Annotated in this window: 17 protein-coding genes; 8 read left to right on the forward strand and 9 right to left on the reverse strand. The window is 59.6% G+C overall.

Annotated features, from left to right (window positions below; translation table 11 throughout):
• Both I5L03_RS09800 and pgsA read right to left on the reverse strand, forming a co-directional pair.
• Nucleotides 1–690 carry a hypothetical protein gene (locus I5L03_RS09800; protein WP_197921610.1) on the reverse strand — a complete coding sequence of 230 codons (690 nt, stop codon included), beginning with the start codon at nucleotides 688–690 and terminating at the stop codon, nucleotides 1–3.
• A 29-nt stretch (nucleotides 691–719) separates the two neighbouring features.
• Complete coding sequence (gene pgsA / locus I5L03_RS09805; protein ID WP_197921611.1) at nucleotides 720–1,313, reverse strand: CDP-diacylglycerol--glycerol-3-phosphate 3-phosphatidyltransferase; 594 nt, start codon at nucleotides 1,311–1,313, stop codon at nucleotides 720–722.
• Between the two features lie 105 nt (nucleotides 1,314–1,418).
• On the opposite strand from pgsA, the gene I5L03_RS09810 reads away from it, so the two are divergent.
• Entirely contained in the window at nucleotides 1,419–2,744 is a 1,326-nt protein-coding gene (locus I5L03_RS09810; protein ID WP_197921612.1) for an MFS transporter, read from the forward strand.
• Here I5L03_RS09810 and I5L03_RS09815 read toward each other — a convergent pair.
• Nucleotides 2,741–2,947, reverse strand: a complete 207-nt coding sequence (locus tag I5L03_RS09815; protein WP_197921613.1) for a hypothetical protein — start codon at nucleotides 2,945–2,947, stop codon at nucleotides 2,741–2,743. The two genes, I5L03_RS09810 and I5L03_RS09815, sit on opposite strands and share 4 nt — an antisense overlap.
• A 162-nt stretch (nucleotides 2,948–3,109) precedes the next feature.
• On the opposite strand from I5L03_RS09815, the gene I5L03_RS09820 reads away from it, so the two are divergent.
• Nucleotides 3,110–4,777, forward strand: coding sequence for a thiamine pyrophosphate-binding protein (locus tag I5L03_RS09820; RefSeq protein ID WP_197921614.1), 1,668 nt, complete (start codon nucleotides 3,110–3,112; stop codon nucleotides 4,775–4,777).
• A gap of 3 nt (nucleotides 4,778–4,780) precedes the next feature.
• On the opposite strand, the gene I5L03_RS09825 is transcribed toward I5L03_RS09820, so the two are convergent.
• The 3 genes from I5L03_RS09825 to I5L03_RS09835 form a co-directional block, all read right to left on the reverse strand.
• On the reverse strand, nucleotides 4,781–5,527 hold the full coding sequence (locus tag I5L03_RS09825) for an SDR family oxidoreductase (RefSeq protein ID WP_197921615.1): 747 nt from the start codon (nucleotides 5,525–5,527) through the stop codon (nucleotides 4,781–4,783).
• Nucleotides 5,528–5,646: 119 nt separating this feature from the next.
• Nucleotides 5,647–5,817 (reverse strand): CsbD family protein, encoded by a 171-nt coding sequence (locus tag I5L03_RS09830; RefSeq protein WP_197921616.1) that lies wholly within the window; start codon nucleotides 5,815–5,817, stop codon nucleotides 5,647–5,649.
• 81 nt (nucleotides 5,818–5,898) lie between these two features.
• On the reverse strand, nucleotides 5,899–6,309 hold the full coding sequence (locus tag I5L03_RS09835; protein ID WP_197921617.1) for an EVE domain-containing protein: 411 nt from the start codon (nucleotides 6,307–6,309) through the stop codon (nucleotides 5,899–5,901).
• 116 nt (nucleotides 6,310–6,425) lie between these two features.
• On the opposite strand from I5L03_RS09835, the gene I5L03_RS09840 reads away from it, so the two are divergent.
• The 6 genes from I5L03_RS09840 to I5L03_RS09865 all read left to right on the forward strand — a co-directional run bounded on the left by I5L03_RS09840 (nucleotide 6,426) and on the right by I5L03_RS09865 (nucleotide 12,421).
• The gene (locus I5L03_RS09840; RefSeq protein ID WP_234035195.1) at nucleotides 6,426–8,102 is read left to right on the forward strand and encodes a putative bifunctional diguanylate cyclase/phosphodiesterase; all 1,677 of its coding nucleotides are present in this window, start codon (nucleotides 6,426–6,428) and stop codon (nucleotides 8,100–8,102) included.
• Between the two features lie 56 nt (nucleotides 8,103–8,158).
• The gene (gene dapF / locus I5L03_RS09845) at nucleotides 8,159–8,974 is read left to right on the forward strand and encodes a diaminopimelate epimerase (RefSeq protein ID WP_197921618.1); all 816 of its coding nucleotides are present in this window, start codon (nucleotides 8,159–8,161) and stop codon (nucleotides 8,972–8,974) included.
• Complete coding sequence (mtaB, locus tag I5L03_RS09850) at nucleotides 8,971–10,143, forward strand: tRNA (N(6)-L-threonylcarbamoyladenosine(37)-C(2))-methylthiotransferase MtaB (RefSeq protein ID WP_197921619.1); 1,173 nt, start codon at nucleotides 8,971–8,973, stop codon at nucleotides 10,141–10,143. Before dapF ends, mtaB begins: the two co-directional genes overlap by 4 nt.
• 278 nt (nucleotides 10,144–10,421) lie before the next feature.
• On the forward strand, nucleotides 10,422–11,285 hold the full coding sequence (gene ftsY / locus I5L03_RS09855) for a signal recognition particle-docking protein FtsY (protein ID WP_197921891.1): 864 nt from the start codon (nucleotides 10,422–10,424) through the stop codon (nucleotides 11,283–11,285).
• Nucleotides 11,285–11,950, forward strand: a complete 666-nt coding sequence (locus tag I5L03_RS09860; RefSeq protein WP_197921620.1) for an inner membrane-spanning protein YciB — start codon at nucleotides 11,285–11,287, stop codon at nucleotides 11,948–11,950. Before ftsY ends, I5L03_RS09860 begins: the two co-directional genes overlap by 1 nt.
• A 177-nt stretch (nucleotides 11,951–12,127) precedes the next feature.
• Nucleotides 12,128–12,421 carry a hypothetical protein gene (locus tag I5L03_RS09865; protein WP_197921621.1) on the forward strand — a complete coding sequence of 98 codons (294 nt, stop codon included), beginning with the start codon at nucleotides 12,128–12,130 and terminating at the stop codon, nucleotides 12,419–12,421.
• Between the two features lie 9 nt (nucleotides 12,422–12,430).
• Here the strand turns inward: I5L03_RS09865 and I5L03_RS09870 are convergent, their stop codons facing one another.
• The 3 genes from I5L03_RS09870 to I5L03_RS09880 form a co-directional block, all read right to left on the reverse strand.
• Nucleotides 12,431–14,323 carry a potassium transporter Kup gene (locus I5L03_RS09870; RefSeq protein ID WP_197921622.1) on the reverse strand — a complete coding sequence of 631 codons (1,893 nt, stop codon included), beginning with the start codon at nucleotides 14,321–14,323 and terminating at the stop codon, nucleotides 12,431–12,433.
• 117 nt (nucleotides 14,324–14,440) lie between these two features.
• Entirely contained in the window at nucleotides 14,441–15,106 is a 666-nt protein-coding gene (locus I5L03_RS09875) for a tetratricopeptide repeat protein (protein WP_197921623.1), read from the reverse strand.
• Nucleotides 15,103–15,477, reverse strand: a complete 375-nt coding sequence (locus I5L03_RS09880) for a cytochrome c-type biogenesis protein (RefSeq protein WP_197921892.1) — start codon at nucleotides 15,475–15,477, stop codon at nucleotides 15,103–15,105. The genes I5L03_RS09875 and I5L03_RS09880 overlap by 4 nt, the downstream gene beginning before the upstream one ends.
• Nucleotides 15,478–15,488: the final 11 nt, after the last annotated feature.

A 15,488-nucleotide genomic window follows, 5' to 3' on the forward strand; every position in this document is an offset into this window, starting at 1 on the left:
TCAGCTGGAAGGGCGAAGCCGGAGCTGTGTGTCCGGCCCGAAGAACGCACCGCGGCTGTTGGCGAAATCATCGGGTTGCTCGATCCCGTCCATATACACGCGCATCAGGATTTCGGTATCGAGACCCAGAGCGGGTGAATTCGCGCGATAGTATTCCCAGCAGGTCTCAGCCGGTCCGCCTTCGACGACCTCTTCAATGTCGGATCGCAGGTTGGCGAAACCGGGATTTACGCTCCCATCGGGGAAATAGCGGATCGAGCGGTCATTGGCAGAGAGCGAGGCCAGATTGTCATCGGAATCGTAGACGTCGATAGTGCTCGCATAGGTGTCTTCGCTCTTGCGAATGCACAGTCGTCCATCTTCAAGGAAAAGGCGCTGCCTGCTTGTGGTTTTCCCGCCATTGAAGCCGGAAATCCAATCCTGAACCACGCCATCTTCAGTAATGCGATTGAGGCTCGCAACACTCGTGCATGTCCCGGAAGACGCTTCGTAATTGACGCACCATTGAGAGCCGCTGCGAAGCTCTTCGATGAAAGCCGAGGCGTTTACGTAGGAGCCTTCCGGGATTTCGGGCACCGCTTCAATCGCGGCATCTGCGCTGCCCTCTCCCATCAGCGGCTGCGCTTCGTCCGTCGCGGCTTCATTGCATCCCGCCAGAACGATCGTGAGTGCCAGAAATCCCTTTCGCATTTTACCCCCCTGGTGTGGTGCGATTTCAATCAATCCATGTGTTTGAGCCCGACGCGCAGGTAATCCCATCCGGTAATCACTGTCAAAATCGCTGCGCCCCAAAGGGTCGTCAAGCCGACGGTATGCGGCACATTTGCATCGATATCGCCGATCATCACAGTCCAGTCGGGCAGTCCCTGCCCCAGAATCAGCGAACCAAGCGCAATCAGCTGGAAAGTCGTCTTCCACTTGGCGAGCTTGCTGACGGGGACGCTCACCTGCAATCCGCCGAGAAATTCGCGCAGGCCCGACACTGCGATTTCCCGCACGAGAATGATGAGCCCTGCCAGCACATGCATGTCGCCCACATAGGGGCCGCGCAGCACGCCCATCGCGGTGAGGACAAGTATGACGGTCGCGACCATGATCTTGTCCGCAATGGGATCCAGAAAAATGCCCAGCTTACTGACCGCTCCGCTCGAACGAGCAAGCAGGCCGTCGAAATAGTCGGTTATACCCATGGCGCAGTACAGCGCGAAGGCGAACAGATACCCTAATTCCCATCCCGGCCACCACAGGAGGTAAGCGAGCAAGGGAAGCGCAAGAATGCGCGATAGCGTCAGGATATTCGGCAGGGTCCACATGCTCACCTTCCCTAGCCTGTTAACGCTTCGCGAAAAAGCATAGTCACTCAAGACAATCGGTTATAAACCCCTGCGGAGTGGCTTGGGCCGGGAAAAGGCGAGACTTTGTACGATTCACGACATCTCCTGAAAGTCCGGCGTTTCCTGCCGCTTTTCGTCACCCAGCTGCTCAATGCTTTCAATGACAATCTGTACAAGACCACGATGGTCTTCTTCGTGGTCTACACGGTCTATAATTCTGCCGATGCGGAGCTGATGTTCTCCAGCGTGGCGTCTGGTGTCTTTATCCTCCCCTTCTTCCTGCTGTCCGCCATTGCCGGGCAATTGGCCGACATGCGCGACAAGGCGATGCTGATCAGGCGGATCAAATTTGCCGAGGTCATATTGATGCTGATTGGCGCCGCTGGCCTGTTCATGGCGTGGTACGGCATAGCGGTCGACACGATCGCGATCCCGCTGCTGATGCTGACGCTGTTCGGCACAGGCGTGCAGTCGGCGTTTTTCGGCCCGATCAAATACGCAATCCTTCCGCAGCATCTTAAGCGTGACGAGGTTCTCGCGGGCACAGGTTTAGTCGAAGCCGGAACATATATCGCGATCATGAGCGGCGTGATCCTTGCAGGCGTGCTGTCGGAACGCGTCGAAATTGCGGCCTTCGCTATCATCGGTTTCGCGCTGATCGGCTATCTGGTCGCTCGGCAAGTGCCGCCTGCTCCGCCGCAGGGCGAGATCGAGGCGATCGACTTCAATCCTTTCACTTCATCCTGGCGGATGATCAATCATATCAGGAAGCACCGCGAGGTTTTCTATGCAATCATCGCGATCAGCTTTTTCTGGACGATAGGCTCGGTCCTGTTCATCCAGTTCCCGCCGCTCGCGAAGAACGTGCTCTATGCCGATGCGCGAGTGGCGAGCCTGTTCCTCGTCTTCTTTTCCATCGGCGTAGCGATTGGATCGGTGGCGGTGAACATGCTGCTGAAAGGCCGGGTGTCGGCGCGATACTCGCCGATTTCCGTCACACTGATGGGCGTCATGGTCACCGCGTTCTACTTCGTGTGCCGCGCGTGGAACGCGATGGTGGAAGACGAAACACTAATGGATATCGCGACTTTCCTCACCTACCCCCTCGCCTGGGCGGTGCTGGCCAGCCTGCTGCTGGTGGCGATTTTCGGCGGGATGTTCGTGGTGCCGCTTTACGCCTTCCTCACAACAAAAGTGCCCAAATCGCAGACCAGCCGCGCCGTCGCTGCGAACAACATCATCAATTCAGGTGCCATGGTGGTGGGTGCGCTGCTGGCGCTCGCGCTCAGCGCGATGGGCGTGCCGCTCGCCGAACAATTGCTGCTTAGCGCAGGCATGTGCGCGATTTCAGCGTGGCTCGGGCGGATGCTCTACCGCGCGGAAACCGGCGAAATCGCTCTTGACGATTAACCGAAGAAAGTGAGCGTCGCGACGAAGCCTGCGGTGTAGGTCGCGGCAACCGTTTCCATGTCCTTGCGCGTCAGGCCGAGCTTCATGCGCCACGGAACCATCCGCTCCACTTCATTGGCGCGGTGCAGCACATGCGGTGGAAGCGAGGCCCGGAAAGGGTGGCGGGCCGACTCATCGGTAAGGACCAGTGAACGTCTCATCATTCGGTCTTAACCTTTTGCTAACCATTTTGGGTATCGCACGAATTTAGCTGTCCAAACACGGGACGGATCGCGTTCTGCCCGGATATTTCTGTGGATGAAGGGGTTGGCGAAAGCCGCTCGTCTCTGGTTGCAGCTGCAACCGGTCAGGGCTAACCATCCGGCATGACGACATCCGCCACTCGCAGCGCATCGCGCCTGCTGATCGATTGCCTTGTTGAACAGGGCTGTGACCGCGTTTTCACCGTGCCGGGCGAAAGCTTCCTGCCTGCACTCGATGCTTTGGCCGAGACGGATGCAATCGATACCGTGACTTGCCGTCAGGAAGGCGGCGTAACCTTCATGGCCTGCGCAGATGGCGCGATGACCGGCAGGCCCGGCGTGGCTTTCGTCACCCGCGGCCCGGGCGCGACAAACGCGAGCATCGGCGTGCATGTCGCCATGCAGGATTCGCAGCCGATGATCCTGTTTGTGGGCGATGTTGATCGCAGGATGAAGGACCGCGAAGGTTTCCAAGAAGTCGACTTCCCGGCGTTCTTCGGCCCAATCGCCAAATGGGCCGCCAAGATCGACCATGCCGACCGTATTCCCGAATATGTCGCTCGCGCCTGGTCGACGGCGATTTCGGGCCGCCCTGGCCCGGTGGTGCTCGCCCTTCCGGAAGACATGCTGCACGAAGAAGATGTCACTGCACCGGTCCGCCCAGCCGTCACCAAGCCCGCACAGGCGCCCTGCCCCGATGCCATGGCGACGATGATGCGGATGATCGGCGATGCGGCGTCCCCAGTCGCCATCGTCGGCGGAGCGGGCTGGAATGAGCGCACGCGCCATTACTTCACCGAATTTGCCGAGCGGATCGGCCTTCCGGTTGCGACGGCTTTCCGGCGGCAGGATGCGATATCGCCCTCCTCCAGCGTCTATGCCGGCAATCTCGGCTACGGCCCCAATCCCAAGCTGACAAGCCGCGTAAAAGACGCCGATCTGCTAATTGTCGTGGGCGCGCGAATGGGTGAGGCGACGACCGATGGCTATGCGCTGGTCACGCCCGATCACCCCGATCAGGCGCTCGTGCATATCCATCCAGACCCTAACGAGCTTGGCCGCGTATATCGCACGGACCTGCCGATTTGTGCGGATATGCCCGAATTCGCCGAATGCGCAGCTCTTTGGGAAGATGAGGACATCATTGCATTCGACGCCGGACCTACCGCCCACGCCGAATGGCTCGAATGGAATACGCCGCGCGAGGAAGCGCAGTTCACACTCGATCTGGCACTTGCCATGCGCAAGGCGCGCGAGCTGCTTCCGCTGGACAGCATCATCTGCAACGGCGCTGGCAATTTTGCGGGCTGGTGGCACCGCTACTGGCCCTACGCGGGATATCCATCGCAACTCGCGCCAACTGCTGGGGCGATGGGATACGGTGTGCCCGCAGCTGTCGCCGCCGCGCGCCGCTTCCCCGATCGCACGGTCGTTGCCGCTGCCGGGGATGGCGATTTCCTGATGAATGCGCAGGAGCTGGCGACCGCTGCGCAATACAATCTGGACGTGCTGGTGATCGTCTTCGACAACAGCACCTACGGCACTATCCGGATGCACCAGGAACGCGAATATCCGGGGCGCGAGGCTTCAACGCACCTCGTCAATCCCGACTTCGCGCTGATGGCGCAGAGCTATGGCGGTTGGTGCCAGCGGGCGGAAACCAACGCCGAGTTCGATGCCGCGCTGGAAGAGGCGATGAGCCGCAAGGGCATTCGCCTAATTCATTGCATTACCGATATCGAGCAGCTTTCCGCGGCAGGAGCGACAGTGAGCGGCTTGCGCGAACGCTGAGGCTCAGCGCATCGTCATCCCGCCATCGACCATATATTGCGATCCGGTCACGTAGCTGGCGTGGTCGCTGAGCAGAAATAGAGCGACCTGCGCCGATTCCTCCGCCGTGCCGAACCGGCCGAGCGGGACCTGCTCCTTGATCATGTCGCTGAAGTTCTCGATCTCGTCTTCACTGAGATCCATGCCATCGAAGAAATTCGTCTCGATCGGCCCCGGCGCGATGGAGTTGACGCGAATATTTTTCTCCGCGAGCGCCGCGGCCCAGCTGCGAACCAGTGCGGTGACAGCAGCCTTGGTCGCCGCATAAACCGCACCCTGCGCCTGTCCGAGATAAGGCGAAACGGAGGCCGTCACGACGACCGAGGCATCTTTATTCAGATGCGGGATCAGCTTCGCCATCTGCAGCACCGGACCGCGTACATTGACATTGTTCATCGCATCGAAGGTGTCGGATGTCACATCCTCATTCGGCTCGAACTTACCGAAGCCGGCATTGAGCCAAAGGCCGTCGAGGCCGCCCATGTCTTTCGCTCTTTCAGCCAGTTCCTGAGCCGCGGCAGGGTCGGACGCGTCATTCCGCAGTACAAGCGACTCCGGAGGGAGCGAACGCCCAGCTTCATCGAGGTGATCCTGGCTCGTGCCGGTCACGCCCACTTCGCCGCCTTCATCGACGATCATCTTTGCGCCAGCGAGGCCCATGCCGCTCGTGCCGCCGGTGATAAGAATGCGTTTGCCTGTAAACCTGCCCATGCCAAATCTCCTATGTGGGAATATGCTTGGGCAACGGGCCTGCCGCGCGCGCGGTTCCACGAAAAAGGGCCACGCTTTGCGCGCGGCCCTTTTCGGTAATCATTGTTGAAGAGCAGCGATCAGATGTCGTTGCCCATTTTGCCTTTGACTTCGCCCTTTAACTGCTGGCCCTTGCCCTTGGCTTCCTGCTGCTTGCCTTCTGCCTTGGTTTCCGGATCGTCGGACTTCTGCTTGGCTTTGCCTACGGCTTCGTTGACGTTGCCCTTAACTTTGTCGGTGAATTCACCCATGGTTGATCTCCGCAAATTGGTGGCAGCGGGTATCGCCGCCTTCACACTTTTTCAACGGCCCAATGTGGTGATCGTTCCGGTTTAGGATTCTGACATCGCTATAATTTTTTTCCATTCTTCAGCAGTGATTTCAGCAACTGAAAGGCGCGATAGGCGCACCAGCTCGATGCCTTCAAGATCCGGATTGGCCTTGATGGCCTTTAGCGTCACCGGGTTCTCGACTGGCTTTACCGGCTTCACTTTCACCGTCGGCCATTTACCTTCAGGATCGGTCGGATCAATCAGTCCTGCTTCGCTTACCTCTGCGATGCCGACAATTTCCAGCCCCTTGTTGGAATGGTAGAAAAAGCACTGGTCGCCCTTCTCCATCGCTTTCAGATTATTCGCGGCGCGATGGTTTCGCACACCGTCCCACACGGTTTCCTTGTCGCGGTTGAGATCGTCCCAGGAATATTTGAACGGTTCCGATTTTATAAGCCAGTAATTGGGCAAAGTGTCCTCCTGATTGCGCGGCGCAGACCTAACCGCTGGAACCGGATTTCGCAATTAACCGATCGTTGAAGATGATGCGGCATAACCGGATGCGAGCTTAGGGGGCATGACTTATCTTGTTCGCAAAAGATGAGAGCCAGTTGGACGCAGTGGCAGAGGCAAACAGCCTCGCGCCGGCCCAGCGTGACATCGTCACGCTGGGCATCGCCATTGCCGCCATCATACTGTTCGTCGGAACGGGCGGCATTGTCATGCCGCAAATCGTCCGATCATGGATGGGCACGGGCGCCCCGCCCGACATGCTTCTGACCAATGCAGTGCTGCTCAATATCGCCCTCCTGATCTTTGGCTGGCGCCGCTACAAGGATCTACAATGCGAAGTCGAGGAGCGCCGGAAGGCAGAAGCGCGCGCGCGCGAACTGGCAGAGCGCGATCCGCTCACTGGCAGTCTTAATCGGCGGAGTGGGCCGCCCGCAATCGACAGGCTGCGCGCCGAAGCGCTGGAGTGTGACCAGCATGTCGCGATCCTTCTTATCGACCTCGACAATTTCAAGCAGATCAATGATTTGCACGGCCATCAGGCAGGCGATACGGTCTTGCAGACACTCACGCAGCGCATTGAGGAAAAGCTTCCAATCGGCGGCATCCTCATTCGCATCGGCGGCGATGAATTTGCCTGCGCGGTGCCTTTCTCCGCCAATGAGCGCGACAAAGTTAGCGCGTTGGCAGAAACGCTCGTCGAGACCGTTTCTGACGAAATTCCTTATAACGAACTGACGCTGTCCGCCACCGTTTCCATCGGCATAGCTCATTCAAACTGCAGCGATGGCGTGGTGATGACGGCCGACAAGCTGATCCACCGCGCCGATATCGCCATGTATCATGCGAAAAAACGCGGGCGTAATCGCTTCTTCTGGTTCGAGCCACCGATGGAAGACGAGCTGCGCTTTCGCAACGAGCTGGAAGTCGGCATCCGTGAAGGCCTCAAAAACGGCGAATTTGTGCCGTTTTATGAGCAACAGGTCGATCTTGAGACCGGCGACATTGTCGGCTTCGAAATGCTAGCGCGCTGGCGTTCTCCGAAGCTTGGCCTCGTGTCCCCTGAGGTGTTCATCCCGATTGCGGAGGAGATCGACCTCATCGGCGAACTTTCCGAAACCCTGATCAAAAAGGCTTTGCGCGACGCGAACGGATGGCATCCGGATATCTCGCTTTCGGTCAATATCTCGCCAATACAGCTTCGCGATCCTTGGTTCGCGCAAAAGCTGCTGCAAATCCTTGTCGAGATTGGATTTCCCCCTTCTCGACTTGAAATCGAAATCACGGAAAGCTGTCTGCACGAGAATATCGGCGCAGTGCGCACCATTTTCAGCAGCCTGAAAAATCAGGGCATCCGTATCAGCCTGGATGATTTTGGCACCGGCTATTCGAGCTTGTCACAGCTGCGCTCGCTGCCATTCGACCGGCTGAAGATCGATCGCAGTTTCGTGACCGAAATCGCGCAGGAAGATGTGAGCAGCGAGCTTGTCCGCGCTATCGTTTCGCTCGGCAAAGGGCTGTCACTTCCCGTCACGGCAGAGGGCATTGAAAACGGCCGGGTTCAGGACGCGCTGAAGGGCCTCGGCGGGATAAAGGGTCAGGGCTATCTTTTTGGTCGCCCGGAAGATGCGGGAACGACCCGCAACCGCCTCGCCAAGTTGGGCTTGCTAGCTCGGGACAATGAAGTGGCGCAACTTCCTTCAACTTCCAGCACGGTGAGCACCGATCAGGTCGATAAGCGCCTGGCAAGCTAGTAGAGTTCGGGTTCCTACCCATTGCGCAACACCGCCCTGCCCCCTAGGTGGCGGATATGCGCGTCCCCTTCATCAAGATGCATGGCCTGGGCAATGATTTCATCATGCTCGATGCGCGTGAAACGCCGCTGCCCGGCCCGCTTGAGAACGCCACGGTCAAGGCATTGGCAGACCGGCGCGAAGGAATTGGCTGCGACCAACTGATCTTAATGGAGCCCGATGACACTGCGACGATCCGCATGCGCATTTACAATTCCGATGGCGCCGAAGTTGAGGCCTGCGGCAATGGTGCGCGTGCGGCCGGTATGCTGCTTGGTGAAGAAGCGACGATCGCCACGGCTGGAGGCATGATCGCCACCCGGCCAGATGCGAGCGGTATTTCTGTCGATATGGGCGTGCCGCGTTTCGAGTGGGATGCCATCCCCCTCGCCTATCCAATGGATACGGAGCGCCTGCCGCTGGGCTGGGGCACGCTCGAGGCTCCGTTAGCGATCAATGTCGGCAATCCACACGTGGTATTTTTTGTCGATGATGCGGATGCAGTACCGCTGGAAGCGCTCGGACCGCAGATCGAGATGGACAGCGTCTTTCCAGAGCGGATTAATGTGAATGTCGCCGAGGTCGTCGAGCGCGCAAGCATGCGCCTGCGTGTATGGGAACGCGGTGCTGGCCTGACCCGCGCTTGTGGGACCGGAGCCTGTGCCAGTGCAGTTGCGGCGATGCGGCGTGGCTTGGTGGATCGCGAAGTGACCGTCCACCTGCCCGGCGGCCCTCTCATCATAGCTTGGGGCGACGACGATCGCATCATCATGACCGGCGGCGCGACGGAGGCCTTCCGCGGCACTTTCGCATGGGACGATTACGCCGGATGAGCGCCGAGGTCATTTCGCTGGGCTGCCGCCTCAATATCGCCGAGAGCGAGCGTATTCGCGACATGATGTCGGGCGAAGACGATGTCGTCGTCGTCAATAGCTGCGCGGTGACCATGGAGGCTGTCCGCCAGACCCGGCAGGCCATTCGCCGCGCGCGCAAGGCTCGGCCCGATGCGCGGCTGCTGGTGACAGGCTGCGCCGCCGATATCGAGCGCGAGCAGCTGGCCGCCATGCCCGAAGTCGATGGGCTGGTGCCGAACACCCAAAAGCTCGATGCACGCGCATGGAACGTGCCCGAACGCGCCGAGCCTGCACCCAAACAGCGCACCCGCGCCTTTATTGCGGTGCAGAATGGCTGCGATCATGCCTGCACCTTCTGCGTAATCCCGCAGGGCCGTGGTGCAAGCCGCTCCATGACCATCCCCGCCGTGCTGCGCGAAGTGGAGCGGCATCTCGAACAGGGCGCGCCCGAAATCGTGCTGACGGGTGTCGATGTGACGTCATGGGGCCATGACCTCCCCGGCACGCCGCCGCTCGGCGATCTGGTTGCCGCCGTGCTGGACGCATTCCCGGATTTGCGACGCCTGCGCATGTCCTCGATCGACGGGGCCGAAGTCGATTCCAGGCTGTTCCATCTCTTCGCGAGCGAGCCGCGCGTGATGCCGCATCTGCATCTCTCGCTACAGCATGGTGCCGATCTCATTCTCAAACGCATGAAGCGCCGCCATTCACGCGCCGATGCTCTGGTGCTTGTCAGCGGCTTGCGGGAGCGCCGCCCCGAACTGGTCATGGGGGCCGATATCATCGCCGGCTTCCCGACTGAATCGGAAGCGCATCACGCCGATAATCTCAGCATCATCCGCGAGCTGCGGATTGTGCACGGCCATATCTTCCCATATTCACCGCGTCCCAACACGCCTGCGGCGCGCATGCCGCAGCTGGACAAGGGCCTGATCAAGGAGCGTGCGGCCGAACTGCGCGCGGCTGTTGGCGCAGTTCGCAATGAGTTTCTGGAAAGCCTTGTAGGCACTCCGCTCAGCGTCCTCGCCGAACGCGACGGCTGCGGCTATGCCGAAAACTTCGCCCGCGTCGCTTTGCCCGCGAGCACCGAAGCGGGCACAATCGCGACCATCACTCCGCAATCAATCGAGGAAGGCATTCTCACGTGAGCAAAAGCTGGACGGAAAAACTGTTTGGCGGTTTCCGCAAGACATCAGACCGCTTATCGGAGAATTTGTCAGCCGCCGTCGAGTCCGCCGAACCTGTTGTCGAGGATGAGGAGGTCGAGGAGGAGCCGGACACTGACCTTGAGCCGGAACCGGAACCCGAACCAACGCCAGAGCCCGATCCACTGCATGAAGCTGAGCCGGAGGTCTCGCCCGAACCTGCCTCAGCACCTGCTCCTCAGCCTGAACCCACGCCGGCAGCTTCCGCAGAGCCCGCTTCGATCGTTTCAAAGGTCGCAACGACGATCCGTTCCACCCGGCTCGACGATACAACGCTCGACGAGATCGAAGATGCGCTAATTATTTCGGACCTCGGCCCGTCCGCCGCAGCGCGCATTCGCGACAAGCTCGCGGAGAAGCGCTTTGGCTCGGTCATTACGGAGCGCGAACTGAAAGAGGCCGTTGCCGACGAAATCGCCGCGATCCTGCGGCCCGTCGCCAAGCCGCTCGATATCACTGCCTTCCCCCGCCCGCAGGTCATCCTGGTCATCGGCGTGAATGGCAGCGGCAAGACCACCACCATCGCGAAACTCGGCCATTGGCTGATGGAAGACGATTACGAGGTGATGCTGGCAGCGGGCGACACTTTCCGCGCGGCAGCCATCGGCCAGCTCAAAATCTGGGCAGAGCGTATCGGTGCGCCGATCATGACCGGGCCGGAGGGCGGCGATCCCTCCGCCATCGTATTCGACGCAGTAAAGCGCGCGACCGAAATCGGTACCGATGCGCTAATTGTCGACACGGCAGGCCGCCTTCAGAACAAACGCGAGCTGATGGATGAGCTGGCGAAGATCCGCAAAGTGCTCGGCCGGCTGAACCCGGAGGCTCCGCACGACGTGCTGCTCGTGCTCGATGCGACGAACGGCCAGAACGCACTCAGCCAGATCGAGATTTTCAAGGAAGTCGCAGGCGTTACCGGCCTCATCATGACGAAGCTCGACGGCACAGCGCGCGGCGGCGTGCTGGTCGCGGCGGCCGAGCAATATGGCCTGCCGATCCACGCCATCGGCGTTGGCGAAACGCTCGACGATTTGCGGCCTTTCGATCCAGACCTTGTGGCGCGCGTGATTGCAGGAGTGGCCTGATGACAGCAGAAACCCCGCAGCAAGCCGTCGCAAGCGAAAAGCCGAAAAGCGGCTGGCTCAATGTCGCAGTCGATTACGGGCCGCTGCTCGTATTTTTCCTGACTTACAAATTCTATTCGCCCGAAGACGGCACGGACACGGCAGCCGAAATCTTCGCCGTCATTCGCGGCACCGGCGCATTTATCGTCGCTGCCGTCATCGCGCTTGCAGTGAGCAAATGGCGGCTCGGCAAAGTCAGCCCGATGTTGTGGCTATCGACAGCCATGATCGTGGGCTTCGGCGCGCTGACGATCTATTTCCAGGACGAACGCTTCATCCAGTGGAAGCCGACGATCATCTACGGGATTTTCGCCGTCGTGCTGCTGGTTGGTTATGCCAATGGCAAATCGCTGCTGAAGATCTTGCTGGAAGCCGCCTTCGAAGGCTTGAACGATGAAGGATGGCTCAAGCTTTCTCGCAATTGGGGCTTTTTTTTCATAGTGCTGGGCGCGCTGAATACGGTGCTTATTTTCGCAGTGAGCTTCGAAACGTGGCTCGGCATGAAGTTGTGGCTATTCCTGCCGCTGACATTCGTCTTCACCTTCACGCAGGTGCCGATGCTGATGAAGCATGGTTTGAATGTGGAAGAGAACGACCCGTGCGACGACACGCCTCCACCGGGCTGAATTTGACGAATTGCACCAATGGTGTATTAGAGCATCAACACGGCGAGAGAGCGACGGTTTCAGCACCTCTGCTCCCTCGCTGTGTTGATTCACAATCACAGCAGCATCCAAGCGAGCCAGTAGTCATTCTGCGCTCGTCGCGCTGTGTCGTCTGCATCTTTCAGTCAGGAGTTGGTTATGAGCCAATCGGGAATACATATCGGCGACGTCCGCAAGCTTTTACATCGAGTGGTCGATGACTGGCGCCTCATAGAGCGCAAGGCAGTCCGAGACAGGCTGAGGGATTGCGAAGATCGGCTTGAGAAGCTGGAGTATCGGAGGGCTCAGTCCGGCACAGCCGACATGAAGGCGCGTCTGATAGAACAACGCGATCGATTCAGGAGCCGAATCGACGCCAGAAATGAGATGCTCGATGAGGCGCACAGGCAAATGGCCGAATTCATCGACAACAGCGAGGCCAACGCAAATTAGCGCTTACGCCTAAATCTCCACCTGGCTCCCCAGCTCGACCACACGGTTGGTGGGGAGCCGGAAGAATTCCATCGGCGTGGCTGCGTTGCGCATCATCCATGCGAACAGCTTCTCTCGCCACACGGCCATGCCGGGCTTGTCTGCAGTCAGCAGTGTCTGGCGGCTGAGGAAAAAGCTGGTCTTCATCATATTGAACGGACCGCCGCACATCTCTCGGCTGGCGAGCGCTTTGGGCACGTCGGTCTCTTCCATGAAGCCATAATGCAGGATGACGCGGAAGAAGCCATCGCCGAGTTCCATGATCTCGCATCGCTCCGACGGGTCGACATAGGGAACGTCCGCGATATCGACTGTCAGCACCACTATGCGTTCATGCAGCACCTTATTGTGCTTGATATTGTGAAGCAGCGCAGAGGGTGTGCCACTGCTGCCCGAATTCATAAAGATCGCCGTGCCTTCGACCCGCGCACTGCTGGACCGCGCGGATTTGGCAAAGATATCGAGCGGCAAGCTCATTTCCGTCATGCGTTCGCGCATGAGCTTGCGGCCTTTCGCCCATGTGGTGAGAATGGTGAAGGCAATCGCGCCCACCAGTAGCGGGAACCAGCCGCCATCGGGCACCTTGGTGAGGTTGGCCGCGAAATAGGCGCCGTCGACAATCAGGAAGACCAGCACCACCGGGATAGCGATCCACTTTGGCCATTTCCAAACGCCGATAAAGAGCACCGCCATCAGCAAAGTGTCAATGGTGACTGCGCCCGTCACCGCGATCCCATAGGCGCTGGCGAGGTTGGACGAGTTCTGGAACGTCAGGACAAGGATGATGACCGCAACCATCAGCGCCCAATTGATCACCGGGATATAGATCTGGCCGGAATGCTCGTCCGAAGTGTGGCGGATGGAAAGGCGCGGCACGAAGCCCAGCTGGATCGCCTGGTGCGTAATGCTGAACGCGCCGGAAATAACCGCCTGGCTGGCGATAAAGGTCGCGCAGGTGGCGAGGATCACCAGCGGCAGGCGATAAGCCTCATCCGCCAGGAAGAAGAACGGGTTCATGATCGCCTGCTCGGCCGCTTCGGTCGGCAGGCCCATGATCATCGCGCCCTGGCCGAAATAGTTCAGCAGCAGGCACGGCATGACAAAGCCGAACCAGCTCAGCTTCATCGGGCCGCGACCGAAATGACCCATATCTGAATACAGCGCCTCGGCGCCCGTCACCGCCAGCACGACCGAGCCGAGCGCGAGGAAAGCAAACCATTTGTCGGTGATGAAAAACTGGATCGCGTACCACGGGTTCAGCGCCCAGAGGATTTCCGGAGTGTTGAAAATCTGGCCGATGCCCAGCACCGCAATCACTGTGAAATAGATAATCATCACAGGCGCGAACAGCGCGCCCACCTTTGCCGTGCCGCGCTGCTGCAACACGAACAGGCAGACGAGCAGAACAAGCGCGATGGGAATGACATACGGCTGCAGGCCCTGGTCCACCACCGTCAGCCCTTCCACCGCAGACAGCACCGAAATGGCGGGCGTAATCATGCTGTCGCCGTAGAAAAGCGCCGTCGCGAAAACGCCAAGCAACACAATCAGCCAGCCATATTTGGTCTTGCCGATATTGCGGGAAAGCAGTGCCACCAGCGCAAGGCTGCCGCCCTGCCCGTTATTATCGGCGCGCATCAGGATGGAGACATATTGGATCGCCACCACCAGCGTCATGGACCAGAAGATTAGGCTGACAACGCCAAGAATGTGCAGATCGTCAATCGGCAGCGTGTGCGCGCCGCGGAACGTCTCGCGAAAGGCGTAAAGCGGGCTGGTGCCGATATCGCCGAAAACGATACCGATCGCGCCGGCAGCAAGCTTCAGCTTGGCGGAATCGGTTTTATTCTCGGTTTGGCTCATATGGATTCAGGCCTGATCAACGGCTTTTGCCCAATGTGACTTTTCGCCCCCGTCCGGCGAAGCGCGCCCACTAGCAGCGTGTGGCGAGCGCGGCAATGCTGCGGCGCATATATGTCCCTATTCCGTCGGCGGCGCAGAATGCTGCGCGGGCAATCCGCCCATCGCGCCGAGCATGCCGTCAATGCGTTCAAGCCGCTCACCCAGAGCCGCGCGGCCGGGCGCACCTTCCGGCGCAGCATCATAAGCACCGCGCCAGATTTGCTGTGCTTCTGCCAAACGTCCCTGCCGAACCAGTGACACACCAAGGAAATAGCTGGGCGCGACATGGTCGGGCTTCACCATGCGAGCCTGGTTGTAAGCGTAGAGCGCAGGGGCGGTCAGCACGCCATCGGCATGCTCGGCCAGCGCATTCCCCAGTGCAATCCACGCTTCGAAATCACCGGCATTGGCGCTGGTGATGCCGGAAAGGATTGTCGCTGCCTCGCTATAGCGTCCGCGCGCCGCATAAGCGTCTGCCTGGTACATGGCATCGGCCCGGCTGCGCTCATTATCGCCGATAAATTCGCGGCGCGCGCCGACAATATCATATTGCCCCGCATCCGGCCCCGCAGCGGCCTCTTTCGGTGCTGAAGCCATGTCGGGGCTCGCTTGAACAGCATAGCCGACCAGACCGAAAGTGAGCGCTGCGGCAAGGCTTGCCCAGACCGACCTGCCAGGGCGAAAAATCAGAACCGCCAAAGCAAAGCAAATGACAGCGAGCGCGATCGCAGTGACCCAGGTCATGCGCGCGCCTTCCCGACCCGGCGCACGAGTACCGCAATGGCGATGAGGACGAGTAGGCCCGGCAGGACGAATAACGGCCAAGTCGTGGCGCTAATTTCCGGCTCATAACTGATATAATCGCCATAGCGCGAAATCAGATAGGCGCGGACTTCCTCCGGGCTTTCTCCGCCGGCAAGGCGCGTGCGGACCTGGTGTCGCATATCGCCTGCCACGGGCGCATCGCTATCGGCGATGGACTGGCTCTGGCACTGCAGGCAGCGCAGCGTATACATCAACTCGCGCGCGGTCTCCTCCAGTTCGGGATCATCGAGCTGGGTATAGGCATAGGGCGCAGGCGGCATGTTGGACTGCGCGGCGAGTGGTGAGGCCATGCCAGAGAGAG

Origin of the sequence: Aurantiacibacter sediminis, from assembly GCF_016019885.1 — a bacterium.
Taxonomy (GTDB): Bacteria; Pseudomonadota; Alphaproteobacteria; order Sphingomonadales; family Sphingomonadaceae; genus Alteraurantiacibacter; species Alteraurantiacibacter sediminis.